The following is a 14,687-nucleotide window of genomic DNA, read 5'->3' as shown; positions in this document are numbered from 1 at the left end:
GGGGTTCAAAGGCAAGGGGGCGCCGGATCATCCGGAGACCGATCGCGGGCCGAGCCGCCCGGCGCATCGGCCCCTGATGCCCGCCGATATGGAGTCCGCAGCCCATGTGGGACCGCCATCCGATCCGGCTCTCGCTCGTCCACATGCTGCCCAAGGTCGCCGACGTCCAGGGCGTGCCGCTCGCACCACTGTTCGGCCGGGCCGGGCTTGCCGATGCGACGCCCCGCGATTGCGCGCTCGATGACACCTCGCTCGGCGGCGATCGCGTGGTGGCCCGCGGACAGATCTCGACCCTGCTGTTCCATCTCGCCCGGCGCAGCGGGGAGGCCGCCATCGGGCTTGATCTCGCCCATGCCGCTGATCCCACGCGGCTGGGCCTGGCCGGCCGTGCCCTGTTCGCCGGGCGCACCCTGCGCGACTGCTTTTCCGCCCTTCACCACCAGATGCCGGACCTGCAGGGCGGTGTCTCGGTCGCGATCGAGGAGCGCGACGGCGTCGCGCGCTGGCGTCACCGTCTCGCCGACAGCGATCCCGAACACGCGCAGGTGCTGAACGAGGGCGTCGCCGCCTTTGTCCTGCGCGCATTGCGCGCCATCACGGGCACGGACGCGGCGCCGCTGCACATCCGCTTCGCCCATCGCGCGAAGGCGCCGCCCACGCTCTACGAGGATCGTCTCACTGCCGGCGTCAGCTTCGGTTCGGGAGACGGGATCGAGATCACGTTCGATGCCCGATGGCTCGACAGCCCAAACGTGCTGTTCGCCCCGGCACCCGATGGGGGCAGTACGCCACTCGCCGCTGTGACGCTGAGCGACGATGCTCTCGTCGGCATGATCGAGACCCTGTTCGATAGCGCCGCCCTTACCGGCACCCTCTCCCTTGTGGATACGGCCCGCAGCCTCGGCCTGTCGCCCCGCACCCTGCAGCGGCGGCTCGCCCGGCTGGGTACGTCCTACGAAGAGCAGTTGGACCTCTGGCGGCACGCGCAGGCGCGGCTGCACCTCGGCGGATCGTCGGTGCCGGTCGCGTCGGTGTCGCGCGCCCTGGGCTATGGCCATCCCGCGCATTTCGTCCGCGCATTCCGGCGCTGGGAAGGTCGCACGCCCCTCGCCTTCCGGACCTCCGCACGGCTCGACCTGTAAGCGCCGAGTTGGCGCCAAATGGCAATTGAGAAGTCCCCGCCGCTCCCGCTAGAGCAAGAGCCGGCTAAGACCGTGACATGCGGGGGACATGAACGGGCGCAGGCCGAGCGCGGAACGGTCACTGGCGGAGAGGTCATGCACGGGCAGAGCGGCTGCGCCGTCGCACATCAGGGGACTGGCTCCGTCGAGGACGCACCAGCCGCAGCCGGCGATCCGGACATGATCCGGATCGCCGGCGGGCTGTTCCGCATGGGCTCGAACGATCATTATCCGGAAGAGGCTCCCGTCCATCAGGTGCATGTGGATGCCTTCCTCATGGATCGCACCCCCGTCACCAACCGCGCCTTCGCCCGCTTCGTCGCCGCGACGGGATACGTGACGGTCGCCGAGCAGGCGCCCCGGCCGGAGGATTATCCCGGTGCCAATCCCGCGCTGCTGGTGCCCGGCTCGCTGGTGTTCCGCATGCCCATCGACGCGGGCGATCCCGACGACTGGACCCGCTGGTGGCAATTCGTGCCCGGCGCATGCTGGCGCCACCCGCAGGGACCCGGCAGCGATCTAACCGGCAGCGAGGACCACCCCGTCGTCCACATCTGCCACACCGATGCGGCCGCCTATGCCCAATGGGCCGGAAAGGCGCTGCCCACCGAGGCGGAATGGGAGTTCGCGGCGCGCGGCGGGCTCGACGGCTCTGCCTATGCGTGGGGGGCCGAACTCGTCCCCGGCGGCGTTCACCGCGCCAACACATGGCAGGGGCGCTTTCCGGTAGAGAACCTCGCCGAGGACGGCTTCGTCGGCACATCGCCCGTCGCGGCCTTCCCGCCCAACGGCTACGGGCTCCTCGACATGATCGGCAATGTCTGGGAGTGGACCGACGACTGGTATCGCCCGCGCCATCCCGCTCCCGCGGAGAAATCCTGCTGCCTGCCCCGCAACCCGCGCGGCGGGACCATCGAAGACAGCCTGGAGTGGGCCGCCCCCGGTCTCGCCCTGCCCCGCAAGGTGCTCAAGGGCGGCTCGCATCTTTGTGCGCCCAGCTATTGCCGTCGCTATCGGCCGGCCGCGCGCCAGCCGCAATCCGTCGATACCGGCTCCGTGCACATCGGATTTCGATGTGTGCGTCGCCTCACCAGCTGACGAGGTATCAGGTGACTGATCGTAACGAGAAGACTGAAGAGAAGGTCCCGAGCCGCCGAGATGTGCTGGCCGGAAGCGCCGGCTTCCTCGCGGCCGTCGCCGGCCTCTCTTTGCTCGCCCCCGGCGCACGGGCGCAGGGGACGCCGCGTCCGCACATTCTCTACATTCTCGCCGACGACCTCGGCTTCGCCGACGTGGGGTTCCACGGCTCGGACATCAAGACGCCGAACATCGACCGCCTCGCCGCCGGCGGCGCCAAGCTCTCCCAATTCTACACCCAGCCCCTCTGCACGCCGACCCGGGCAGCGCTGATGACGGGGCGCTATCCCATGCGCTACGGCCTTCAGGTGGGCGTGATCCCGTCGGGAGGCACCTACGGCCTCGCCACCGAAGAATTCCTGTTGCCGCAGGCGCTGAAGGAGGTGGGCTATCGCACCTCCCTCGTGGGCAAGTGGCACCTCGGCCATGCGGACCAGAAATACTGGCCCCGCCAGCGCGGCTTCGACAGTTTCTACGGTCCGCTGGTGGGCGAAATCGACCACTTCAAGCACGAGGCGCACGGCGTCACCGACTGGTACCGCGACAACACGCTGGTGAAGGAAGAGGGCTACGACACCGACCTGTTCGGCGCCGAGGCGGTGCGAGTGCTGGGTGCCCATGATCCCAAGACCCCGCTCTTCCTCTATCTCGCCTTCACCGCTCCACACACGCCCTATCAGGCGCCGCAGCGCTATCTCGACATGTATGCGCACATCGCCGATCCCTCACGGCGTGCCTATGCGGCGATGGTCACCGCCATGGACGACCAGATCGGCCATGTGGTAGCGGCCCTCGAGGCCCGCGGGATGCGGGAAAACACGCTCATCGTCTTCCATTCGGACAATGGCGGCACCCGCAACAAGATGTTCGTGGGCGAAGGGGCGCTGGCCGGCGATCCGCCGCCCAACAACGCCCCCTATCGCGACGGCAAAGGCTCCCTCTACGAGGGCGGCACCCGCGTGGTGGCGCTCGCCAATTGGCCCGGCCGCATCAAGCCGGGGCAGGCGGACGGGGTGATGCACATCGTCGACATGCTGCCGACCCTAGCGAAGCTCGCGGGGGCAGACCTCAAGCAGTCCAAGCCGCTCGACGGCAAGGATGCCTGGGCGGCGCTCGCCGCCGGCGCCCCCGGCCGCGACGAGCTGATCTACAACGTGGAGCCGACCACGGGCGCCGTGCGCGAAGGCAAATGGAAGCTCGTCTGGCACGTCCTGCTGCCGCCGAAGGTGGAGCTGTTCGATCTCGACGCCGACCCCGAGGAGAAGACCGACCTCTCGATGCAGAACCCCGCGAAGGTGGCCGAGCTGAAGGACAAGGTGGTCGCCCTCGCGCGCACCATGGCGCCGCCCCTGTTCTTCTCCAACGCCCTCAAGGCCACCCTCTCCGCCCCGCTCGCGACGCCAGATGCCGGCCTCTACGAACTGGAAATGGAGGACGACTGACGCCTTGCCGCCGCCGCGGCCGGGCTGAAGAGCGAGCCTTCAGCTTTGCATGGCCGTCGGCAGCACGATCTCGGCCCGGAGGCCGCCGCCGGGGCGATTGGCGAGGGTCAGTTCGCCGCCGTGAGCCTTGACGATGCTGCGGGCGATGGCGAGGCCGAGGCCGATGCCGCCGGTCTCGCTGCTGCGCGAGGGTTCCAGTCGCACGAAGGGCTGGAACGCGTCCTCGAAACGATCTTCCGGCAGGCCCGGCCCGTCGTCCTCGACCCGGATGGAGACGGTGCCCGGCCCTGTCTGGCCAACCGTGACTTCAGCGCGGCGCCCATAGCGCACCGCATTGTCCACGAGATTGCGCAAGGCCCGCCGCATGGCGACCGGCCGGCAGGGCAGCAGGACGTGAGCGGCCATCTGGTCCGCCATCCCCGCATCTGCGCCGACACCAGCAAATTCCTCCACCACGTCCGCGCACAGATCCGCGATGTCCACCGTCCGGGTCTCCTCGCTGGTCGCTTCGGCGCGGGTGAAGGCGAGGGTCGCCTCGCAGATGGCGACCAGCTCGTCAATCGTCGCGACGATGTCGTTGCGCACCTCCACGTCGTCCACGAACTCCGCCTTGAGACGCAAGGTGGTGAGCGGCGTGCGCAGGTCATGGCTGATGGCGGCGAGCAGGCGCATGCGGTCGCGCACGAACTGGCTGAGGCGCTGCTGCATGGTGTTGAAGGCGCGCGTCGCCGCCGCCACCTCGGACGGTCCCCGCACGTCGAGCGGCGGGACACTTTCGCCGCGGCCGAACCGTTCGGAGGCATCGGCAAGGGAACGCAGGGAGCGGGTCTGAAACCGCACGCAGGCCACCGTCACCAGGGAGACGGCCAGCGCCGAGATGAGGAAGGAGAGCACGATGGGCCGGCTCCAGATGCCCGGCAGCCCCACCACCGCATCTACATGCAGCCAGCGCTGGCCCGAGAGCGGCACGCTGAGCGCCACAACGCCGAGACCCGGCCGCAGAGGGCGACTGGGCCCACCCGTGCCACGGCGCAGCCAAGGAAAGTCCTCGCTGCTGCGCTCGGGGCAGCGGCTGTCCCACTGGCCGTCGGTGTCGATGTGCACCGCCGGCGCTCCGTTGCCGACGCCATGCAGGCGCCGCGACAGGAGGCGGGCGAGCCCTTCTTCCGTGGAGGTCATCTCATGCGGGTCGGGAGGGTCGGCGGAAACCCATGCGCAGGTGCCGCGCGTTGTGAAGGCACCTGCGAGCCGGTCGGCCTGCTCCTGCGGCATGGATTCGATGAGGCGGGTGAGCGTCACCGTCTGGCTGAGCGCCTGCCCGCGCACGATGCCTGCCACCACCGCGTCGTGCTCGCTCTGGAGAACCAGCACCAGCAGCACCTGCGCCAGCGCCAGAGTCGCCACCAGCAGCAGCACCAGCCGCCCGGCGAGGCTGCCGGGCCAGAGGAACCGCAAAAGCCGGTTCGCAAGCCCTCTCACGCCTCCACCTCCACCGGCGCAGCGAAGACGTAGCCATCGCCCCACACCGTCTTGATAAGGGTGGGGTTCTGCGGGTCGCGCTCGATGCGGCGCCTCAGGCGGCTCACGAGGTTGTCGATGCTGCGGTCGAACACCTGGGCCGGGCGGCCTGCGGTGATGTCGAGCAGCTGGTCGCGCGAGAGCACCACCGAGGGGCGCGTGACGAAGGCGAGCAACAGGCGGAACTCGGCGCTGCCGAGACGCACTTCGCTGCCGGTCTCGTCCAGCAGCACGCGCCGGCCGGGATCGAGCTGCCAACGGTCGAAGCGGTAGAGCGCGGGATCGCCCTGCTGCGCCCGCGCCGGCCCCTGCGCCCGGCGCAGGATGGCGCGGATGCGGGCGAGCAGCTCGCGCGGATTGAACGGCTTGGTGACGTAATCGTCGGCGCCCAGTTCCAGCCCGACGATCCGGTCGGTCTCCTCCGCCACCGCGGTGAGGAGCACGACGGGAATGTCGCTCGCCTGCCGGAGCTGGCGGCACAAAGTCAGGCCGTCCTCACCCGGCATCATGATGTCGAGCACCACGAGGTCGAAGGTGCCGGTGCGCATCTGCTGGCGCATGTCCACGCCGCCGGATGCGACGCTGACCCGAAACCCGTTCCGCGTCAGGTATTTGGCCAGGAGTTCGCGAATTTCGCGATGATCGTCGACGACCAGGATGTGCGGCGTGCGTTCCATCTTGCCGTTGGGCTGCCGTTCTCTCGGGTTGGGACGCGGGCGCCGGCCGCGTTCCCTTCGGTGCGACTTGAGCCGACCGGCAGGCGCCCGGCCACCGCGAAATTGTATCCAACTGTATCAGCGCCGCCGCGTGGGACGAACATTTACGAAGCGACCGCTGCGGGACAAATTTTCCGGACGCGGATAAGGCATGAACATCCGCAGCGAACCCCGTAGCCAGACCGCCCCGCGCGTCCAGCCAGCACGCTCAGGTTTCGTCTGGAGTTGCAAAGATGTCGTTTGCCGCCGTGCGCCGCACGCTGATCTTTCTCCACCGCTGGATCGCGCTGATCCTGACGCCCGTCTTCCTCGTCATCATCGTCACCGGCGCGGTGCTGTCCTTCCGGCCCATCGTGAACAGCGGACAGGGACCACAGCCCGGCACGACGGTGGACGTCGCCGCCCTCACCCAGATCATCGGCACCATCGAGAGGACCGGAAAACCCGGCGCAATCAGCGTGGTGGAAGGCGGCCGCGTGCTGCAGGTCCTGTCACAGGACCCGGCCGTCGCGGGCCGCTGGGACGTCGCCAGCGGCGCCCACACCCCCGCGCCGTCCGGCGGCATCGACATCTTCCGCACCGCCGAGGGACTGCACAAGACGCTGCTGCTCGGCCTCGGCATCGTGGTGGAGATCGCAAGCTTCCTGATGCTCGGGATCATGGTGGCCGGGCCCTTCCTCGCCTGGCTGCGCTTCCGCAACAGCCTGATGGGCTGGCACACGGCCATAGGCTGGCTCCTGCTGCCGCTCACGCTGACCTCGCCGGTCACGGCGGTGATGCTCTCGCTGCACATCGGCACCGGATCGCGGCCCGAACTGCCGCGTGCCAAGCGCCCGGTGAGCATCACCCAGGCGCTCGCCATCGCCGGGCCCGATCTCGACCTGAGCCGTCTCGCCGGCGCCCGCCGGTTCCGGGGCGGCACGGTGATGCTGCAGATTGCGCCGGATGCGACCGGCCGGAACGGGGGCGGCTTTGTGGTCACCGATACCGGCGTCACGCCGCTTGTCGGCGGCCCGGGCCTCGTCAAGCAGATCCATGAGGGCACCTGGGGCGGGGCGTGGTCCGGCACGCTCAATTTCGGAATTTCTATGGTTCTTCTGGGCCTTACGGTCACGGGGGTTTATTCCTGGGTGCGACGCAGGGCCCGCAACCGGGTGCGGCCGGTGGCGGCCGGCGGCGATATCCTCGTCGCGCACGCCAGCCAGACCGGCACCGCCGCGCGTCTGGCGGGGGCGGTGTTCGAGGGGCTGATCGCGGGTGGGGAGAAGGCGACGCTGGCGCCCCTCGGCGCGCTGAAGCCGGCCGACATCGCCCGCTTTCCCCTCGTCCTCCTCGTTGCCTCCACCACCGGCGAGGGCGAGGTGCCGGACGGTGCGCGCGCCTTGCTGAAAAGGATGAAAGCCAGCGATCTCAAGGGGATACGCTTCGCGATGCTCGCCTTGGGCGACCGCAGCTACGCCAATTTCTGCGGCGGTGGCCAGCGCATGAGGGAGGCTCTGCTGGCGGCGGGTGGGGTCGAGGCGCTGCCGCTTCGGGAGGCCGATGGCGATCCGTCCGGCGCCTTCCTCGCCTGGGTGGACGCGGTGCGTGGCGACCTCGCCCTGAACTGCACCATCGCCGGCCTGCCGGCGGTCTCGCCGCCGCTCGCCCTCACCGTCGCCGACCGCCAGCGCCTCGATGTGCCCGATACCGACAACACGCGAGAAACATGGAAGATTTTTCTGCAGAGCGCGGAAGATCTCGCCTTCCGCCCTGGCGATCTGGTGCGCATCGCGGCGGGTGCGGGAGAGCGGCCGCGTTCCTATTCGGTGGGCAGTTCCAGCCGGGTCGATCCGCGCCGCATCGCCCTCACCGTCCGGCTGCATGAATGGACCGCAGAGGATGGCGCACGGCATCTCGGGCGGGTCTCCGGTTTCTTGCTACGTGAAGCGGAACAAGGGGTTACGGTTGAAGCTCGGCTTGATCCGCATCCCGGCTTCAACCCGCCGGCCGATCCCTCCTGGCCCATCATGATGATCGCCGCCGGTTCTGGCATCGCGCCCTTCCCCGGCTTCATCGCGGAGCGGCGAGCCTCGGGGCGGGCCGGGCCGGCGTGGCTGATCTTCGGCAACCGCCATCGTGACGGCGATTTCCTGTGGCGCGATATGTTCGAGACGGCCCTCGCCGATGGCACGCTGACCCGCATGGATACTGCATTCTCGCGCGATTCCGACGACGGCGCGCGGGTGCAGGACCGGCTCCGGCAGCATGCTGCGGAGGTATTTGAATGGCTCGTTGAGACGAAGGCCATCGTCTATATCTGCGGTCGCCGGGCCATGGCGGAGGCGGTATTGGAAAACCTTGCGCAGGTGCTGGTGACGGAAGGCGGGCTGAAGCCGGAGGCCGCGCGGGCGGAGATCGGGCAGTGGGTCGCCGAAGGGCGGGTCCGCGTGGACACGTTCAACTGATGGCGCATATTGGCGCACTTTCACCAGGTGTCAGGTGGGTGTCAGGGCGGCATTCGGTGCAGGTTCGGGACGAGATTCAATTTCGGGGCGGGAAGGCAGGTTGCGCGTGCATGGTTTAGACGGCCAGACCGACCCGGCGGCCCCCTCTCCGGCCGGATGTCCCCCGGTCGCGAGACCCGTGGGGGAGAGACCGGTGGGGTGGCGGCCTCGACGGGCGGGATCCCTGCGGGCGACCCTGGGCGTCCTGGTCGCGCTCACCCTCTCCGCCTGCGCGGTCGGGCCGGAATACGATACGCCGGAGCTGACCCTCCCCGGCCACTGGGGGGTGACGGCCAAGAAGGGGGAGGCGGCGCCCCAGCTGAAGGCGTGGTGGCGGCGCATGGGCGACCCCATGCTCGATGCGCTGATGACGGAAGCGGTCGCCGGCAATCTCGATGTCGCCACCGCCAAGGCCAATGTGCGGGCCGCCCGCGCCTCCTACCACCAGCAGATGGGAACGCTCTTTCCGCAGATCACCGGCAATGCCTCCGGCACGCGGGGCGACAGCGGCGGCGGGGTCAGCCCCAATGGCGACATCACCGTGTCCAACGGCTACGGCCAGTATCAGGCGGGCCTCGATGCCAGCTGGGAGGTCGACCTGTTCGGCGCCAACCGCCGCGGGGTGGAGGCGGCGGCCTACAATGTGGATGCGGTGGTCAACAGCCTCGACGCGGTGCTGCTGACGCTGGTGGGTGATGTCGCCTCCTATTATGCCGACGTGCGCGGCTATCAGGCGCAGATCGCCCTCGCCCGCAGCACCGCCGCCTCGCAGAAGGAGACGGAGGCGCTGACCCGGCGCAAGCTCGATGCCGGTGCCGCCTCGGCCGTGGACCTCGCCAACGCCTCCGGCCTCGTCGCCTCCACCGAGGCCAACATCCCGGAGCTGGAGGCGTCCCTCGCGGCGGCCATCCACCGCATCTCCGTGCTCACCGGCCAGCCCCCGGCGGCGCTCATGCTGCGCCTGTCGCGGGTCAGGCCGGTCCCGACCCCGCGCCTGCCGGTGCCGCGCGGCATTCCCGCCGACGTCCTGACCAACCGGCCGGACGTGCGGGCGGCGGAACGCGCGCTCGGCCAGTCCACCGCCCTCATCGGGCAGGCGGAGGCGAACCGCTATCCCTCCATCAGCATCACCGGCAACATCAACGCCACCGGCTCACGGCTCGGCGATCTCGGCCGCGCCTCGTCCATCAGCTGGGCATTCGGGCCGACGCTCACGGTGCCGATCTTCACCGGCGGGCAATTGAAGGCGCTGGTGGACCTCGCCGAGGCCAATCGCGACGTGTCCTTCATCGCCTATCAGGCGAGCGTGCTGACGGCGCTGGAGGATGTGGAGAACGCCTCCGTCTCGCTCTCCCAGCAGCGCCTCAAGACCGGCAAGCTGACCATCGCCGTCACCTCCTACGGGGAGGCGGCGCGGCTCTCCCGCGCGCTCTACGAGAACGGCTCCACGAGCTTCCTCGACGTGCTCACCGCGGAGCGCTCGCTTTATTCCGCACAGACCCAGCTCATCCAGAGCCGGGTCGCGACCACGAAATACTACATCGCCCTCAACAAGGCGCTCGGCGGCGGCTGGGACGGGGTGGTCGACACCTCCAGACCTGAGGTGGTGGACCAGAACACCGGCCCCCACTTCGCCCGCATCGCGCCACTCGCGCGCCCCGACGGGAGCGCCCAGCCATGACGGTGCTGCCGTGAACGCCTTGCCTCCCCTCGACGAAACCCGCACGGCGCCCGCCACCACCCGGCCGAAGAAGAAGCCCCGCCGGCTGTGGCGCTGGGGGTTGCTCGCGCTGCTGATCGCCGCCGGCGCCTATGGCTACAGCCGCTACACGGCTCCGGTGCCCGGCTCCGGGCTGATGACCGCCCCCGTCACCCGCGGCAACGTGGAGGAGACGGTGCTGGCCTCCGGCACGCTGAAGCCCTCCAACCTCGTGGCGGTGGGCTCGCAGGCCTCCGGCCGCATCCTCGCCATCAACGTGAAGCTGGGCGACAAGGTGAAGAAGGGCGACCTCATCGCCCAGATCGATTCCGTGACCCAGGAGAATTCTCTGCGCACCGCCGAGGCGGCGCTGGCCAACACCCGCGCGCAGAAGGCGGAGAAGGAGGCGACCCTCGTCCTCAACGAGCAGACCCTCGCCCGCCAGAAGACCATGGTGGCGCAGAAGGCGGTCTCGCAGGCAGACTACGAGGCGGCCGATTCCGCCGTGAAGGTGACGCGCGCCCAGCTCGCGGCGCTGGATGCGCAGATCATCTCGGCGCAGGTGGCGGTGGACACCGCCCGCGCCAATCTCGGCTACACGCAGATCACCGCCCCCGCCGATGGCACGGTGCTCGCCCTCGTGGCCCAGCAGGGCCAGACGCTGAACGCGACCCAGACAGCGCCCACCGTCGCCATCCTCGGCCAGCTCGACGTGATGACCGTGCGGGCCGAAATCTCCGAGGCCGACATCATCAAGGTCGCGCCCGGAATGCCCCTGTGGTTCACCGTGGTGGGCGCGCCGGACGAACGGCACAATGCCAAGCTGGGCTTCATCGAGCCGGCGCCGGAGAGCCTGAAGAACGACAGCAGCTTCTCCACCACCAGCAGCTCTTCGTCGTCCTCCTCGTCCGCCACCACCTCCGCGGCCATCTACTATATCGGCGTGTTCGACGTGCCGAACCCCAAGGGCCGGCTGCGCACCTACATGACGCCGGAGGTGCACATCATCCTCGGCCGGGCCGAGAACGTGCTCACCGTGCCCTCCACCGCGCTGGAGCGGGCCGGCAAGGGCTGGCGCGTGCGCGTGCTGCATGGCGACGGCACCGTGGAGCGCCGCCCGGTGGAGGTGGGCCTCAACGACAAGGTGACGGCGGAGATCCGCTCCGGCCTTTCCGAGGGCGAGCGGGTGGTGACGGGCGAGGCCGTGCCCGGCGCGTCCGGCAGCGGCGCCGGCGGCCCGCCCCGCCGGCCGCCCATGGGCGGGCTGTGAGGGAGCGGCGGGCATGAACGCGCCCAATATGAACCTATCCCTCGCTCCGCCTCTCGCGGAAACCGGCGAAGCGCCACTGATCCAGCTCAAGGGCGTATGGCGCGAATATCCCTCCGGCGAGGGCACCATCGCCGCGCTCAAGGGCATCGACCTCGATATCGCCCGCGGCGAGATGGTGGCCATCGTCGGCGCCTCGGGCTCGGGCAAGTCCACCCTCATGAACATCCTCGGCTGCCTCGACCGGCCCACCTCCGGCAGCTACCGGGTGAGCGGCAAGGAGACGGCGGCGCTGGAGCCGGACGAGCTGGCGGCGCTCCGGCGCGAGCATTTCGGATTCATCTTCCAGCGCTACCATCTGCTCGGCGAGCTTTCGGCGCTGGGCAATGTGGAAATCCCCGCCGTCTATGCCGGCGCCAATGCCGAGGCGCGGCGCGAGCGGGCCGAAGCCATCCTCGCCCGGCTCGGCATGGCGGACCGCACCGGCCACCGGCCGGGGCAGCTCTCCGGCGGCCAGCAGCAGCGCGTGTCCATCGCCCGCGCCCTGATGAACGGCGCCGACGTGATCCTCGCCGACGAGCCCACCGGCGCGCTGGATTCCCGGAGCGGCGCCGAGGTGCTGCGCATCCTCGACGAGCTGAATGCGGAAGGCCGCACCATCATCATCGTCACCCACGACATGAAGGTGGCCGAGCGGGCGCAGCGCGTGATCGAGATCCGCGACGGCGAGATCGTCGCCGACCGTCCCTCCGCCGCCGCCCGTACCCGCATGGTGAGCGTGCCCAGGGCCGCCGCCGCGCCGCCCTCGCGCATCGCCCGCTGGCGGGCCTTCGGCGACCGGCTCTATGAAGCCTTCATCATGGCGCTGCTGGCCATGAACGCGCACCGGCTGCGCACCTTCCTCACCATGCTCGGCATCATCATCGGCATCGCCTCGGTGGTGTGCGTGGTGGCGCTGGGCGAGGGCTCGCGACAGAAGGTGCTCGCCAACATCTCCAGCCTCGGCACGAACACGCTGGAGATCTTCGCCGGCCGCACCTTCGGCGATACACGATCGGGCAAGATCACCACGCTGGTGGTGGCCGATGCCGACGCCCTCGCCCGCCAGCATTATGTGGCGGCGGTGACGCCCACCGTCTCCAAATCCACCACCGTGCGCTTCGGCGGCACCGAGGCCAGCGCCCTCATCAACGGCGTCGGCGAGGGCTATTTCGCCGCCAAGGGCGTGCGGCTGACGCAGGGCCGGCTGTTAGACGCCGACAGCGTGCGCGCCCGCACCCTGGAGGCGGTGATCGACGAGAACACGCGCAAGACCCTGTTCGCGGACGTGCCCGGCGGCCCGCTCGGCAAGGTCATCCTCATCGGCGACGTGTTCGCCCGCGTGGTGGGGGTGGCGGCGCCGCAGCAGGGCGGGTTCGGCTCCAGCCAGAACCTCTCGGTCTATCTGCCCTACACGTCGGTGCAATCCCGCTTCGTCGGCTCCACCTCGCTGCGCTCCATCACCGTGAAGGTGGCCGACGACGCGCCCATGGATGTCGCCGAGCAGCAGGTGACGCGCTTCCTTCTGCAGCGGCACGGCACCAAGGACTTCTTCATCATCAACACCGACGACATTCGCAACACCATCACCGCCACCACCGAGACCATGACGGTGCTGATCGCCGCCATCGCGGTCATCTCCCTCATCGTCGGCGGCATCGGGGTGATGAACATCATGCTGGTGTCGGTGTCGGAGCGGGTGGGCGAGATCGGCGTGCGCATGGCGGTGGGGGCGCGGCAGAGCGACATCCTCAACCAGTTCCTCATCGAGGCGGTGCTGGTGTGCCTCGTGGGCGGCGTCACCGGCATCGCGCTGGCGCTGGGGTTCGGGGTGCTGTTCGCCTATTCGGGCTCGAACTTCACGCTGATCTATTCGGCCAGCTCCATCATCGCCGCCGTGGTGTGCTCCAGCCTGATCGGGGTGGGCTTCGGCTATCTGCCGGCGCGCAACGCCTCCCGCCTCGACCCGGTGGCGGCGCTGGCGCGGGACTGATCAGCGCCTGCGCAGCCAGCGCCCGAAGCCGCGGCGCGGGCGGGCAGCGCGGGCAGCGGCGCGGGCCTGCGCCTCGTCTCTGTCGGCCGCGGCCTGCGCGTCCTCGGCCGCGCGCACCCGCTCCAGCGCCCGCGTGGCGATGGCTTCGAGCGCGGGATCGCCGGACGCGCGCAGGCCCTCGGCCGCCAGCCGGCAGAAGTCCGGGACGGCGGTCTCGATGGATCGCGCGAACCAGGCGCGCGCCTCTTCCGCCGCGCCGTCCGCATAGCGCGTACGGGCATAGTCGAACTGGCCGCGATAATCCCCGCCGAGCGCCGCGCGGCGATACCAGCGGCGCGCCGCCACGGGATCGGCCGGCCGGCCCCAGCCCTGCTCCAGAAACCGGCCGACCATGGCCATGGCCTTGGGATGCCCCCGCCGCGCCGCCCGCACGAACCAGTGGAGCGCAAGGGCCGGATCAACGGCGAAATCGGCGGCATTCACCAGCAGCGTGCCGAGGTTGAACTGCGCCCACACATGCCCTTCGTCCGCCGCCGCGCGATAGCGGCGCCCGGCCTCCTCAAGGTCGCGCGGCACGCCCCAGCCCAGCTCATGGCAGCGGCCCACCATGTTCACGCCGTCGAGGCTGCCGGCATCGGCGGCGATGACGAACCAGCGGTACGCGGCTTGCGGATCGCGCGCGACGCCGGTGCCGTCGAGCAGCATCTGGCCGTACACCACCTGCGCGCTCAAGATGCCGTTGTGCGCCGCCGCCCGCACCAGCGCGACGCTCCGCGCCGGCTCCGCCGCCAGCCCCGCGCGCAGTTCGTCCGCGCTCATGCCCTTCAGGGCGCTGTAGGAAATCCGCTCGTCGCCCATGCCCGGCCCGCCGCGCCCCGAGGGGCATGCCGGGGCGATAGACCGTCGCGACCCACCTTCATGTCAAGCCGAGGCGCGCAGTTCTTAAATGGAACAGTTCTTGTTTTGAATGATTTCAGGCGGTGTACCGATATGTATCATTGAGTATTGCCATATCTCCATCCGCCACTTTTCGGCCCACCTTGGACCAGATCAAAAACATAGTTGTTGCGCTGCGGAATGCGGGGCATCTATACGTCACGTAACAGAATGATGACTTCCATATACGTGCCGCCGCCCGGTTGAGGGGTGGCACGCCTACAGTCAGGCTTTGCTTTGTCATGGTCCGAAACAGACCTTAACTCCTCATCT

10 protein-coding genes are annotated in these 14,687 nt (G+C 69.5%); 7 read left to right on the top strand and 3 right to left on the bottom strand.

The features are described from left to right. Positions 1-104: 104 nt before the first annotated feature. From V5F74_RS19595 to V5F74_RS19585, 3 genes are all read left to right on the top strand, one after another. The gene (locus tag V5F74_RS19595; RefSeq protein WP_051678928.1) at positions 105-1,142 is read left to right on the top strand and encodes an AraC family transcriptional regulator; all 1,038 of its coding nucleotides are present in this window, start codon (positions 105-107) and stop codon (positions 1,140-1,142) included. A gap of 135 nt (positions 1,143-1,277) precedes the next feature. Continuing rightward, the gene (locus tag V5F74_RS19590; protein ID WP_394009747.1) at positions 1,278-2,279 is read left to right on the top strand and encodes a formylglycine-generating enzyme family protein; all 1,002 of its coding nucleotides are present in this window, start codon (positions 1,278-1,280) and stop codon (positions 2,277-2,279) included. 11 nt (positions 2,280-2,290) lie between these two features. Next, positions 2,291-3,760: an arylsulfatase B gene (locus tag V5F74_RS19585; RefSeq protein ID WP_394009746.1), complete on the top strand. Its 1,470-nt coding sequence runs from the start codon at positions 2,291-2,293 to the stop codon at positions 3,758-3,760. Between the two features lie 39 nt (positions 3,761-3,799). Here the strand turns inward: V5F74_RS19585 and V5F74_RS19580 are convergent, their stop codons facing one another. Together V5F74_RS19580 and V5F74_RS19575 are read right to left on the bottom strand one after the other, a co-directional pair. Next, a complete protein-coding gene (locus V5F74_RS19580; protein ID WP_374250026.1) occupies positions 3,800-5,239 on the bottom strand; it encodes an ATP-binding protein in 1,440 nt (479 codons plus the stop codon). After that, a complete protein-coding gene (locus tag V5F74_RS19575; RefSeq protein WP_024281143.1) occupies positions 5,236-5,955 on the bottom strand; it encodes a response regulator in 720 nt (239 codons plus the stop codon). Before V5F74_RS19575 ends, V5F74_RS19580 begins: the two co-directional genes overlap by 4 nt. Positions 5,956-6,227: 272 nt before the next feature. Here V5F74_RS19575 and V5F74_RS19570 point away from each other — a divergent pair, with 272 nt between their 5' ends. The 4 genes from V5F74_RS19570 (at position 6,228) to V5F74_RS19555 (ending at position 13,478) form a co-directional block, all read left to right on the top strand. Then, a complete protein-coding gene (locus tag V5F74_RS19570; protein WP_394009745.1) occupies positions 6,228-8,441 on the top strand; it encodes a PepSY domain-containing protein in 2,214 nt (737 codons plus the stop codon). 193 nt (positions 8,442-8,634) lie between these two features. After that, positions 8,635-10,161 carry an efflux transporter outer membrane subunit gene (locus tag V5F74_RS19565; protein ID WP_394009744.1) on the top strand — a complete coding sequence of 509 codons (1,527 nt, stop codon included), beginning with the start codon at positions 8,635-8,637 and terminating at the stop codon, positions 10,159-10,161. A 10-nt stretch (positions 10,162-10,171) separates the two neighbouring features. Beyond that, positions 10,172-11,449, top strand: a complete 1,278-nt coding sequence (locus V5F74_RS19560; protein ID WP_394009743.1) for an efflux RND transporter periplasmic adaptor subunit — start codon at positions 10,172-10,174, stop codon at positions 11,447-11,449. A gap of 13 nt (positions 11,450-11,462) precedes the next feature. Beyond that, the gene (locus tag V5F74_RS19555) at positions 11,463-13,478 is read left to right on the top strand and encodes a MacB family efflux pump subunit (RefSeq protein WP_394009742.1); all 2,016 of its coding nucleotides are present in this window, start codon (positions 11,463-11,465) and stop codon (positions 13,476-13,478) included. Here the strand turns inward: V5F74_RS19555 and V5F74_RS19550 are convergent, their stop codons facing one another. Continuing rightward, a complete protein-coding gene (locus V5F74_RS19550; RefSeq protein ID WP_394009741.1) occupies positions 13,479-14,336 on the bottom strand; it encodes a tetratricopeptide repeat protein in 858 nt (285 codons plus the stop codon). Positions 14,337-14,687 lie beyond the last annotated feature (351 nt).

Source organism: Xanthobacter aminoxidans, from assembly GCF_043193615.1.
GTDB lineage: Bacteria > Pseudomonadota > Alphaproteobacteria > Rhizobiales > Xanthobacteraceae > Xanthobacter > Xanthobacter aminoxidans.
Note: the sequence above shows the minus strand (reverse complement) of the source record. Positions and strands in the feature narration are given on the sequence as shown.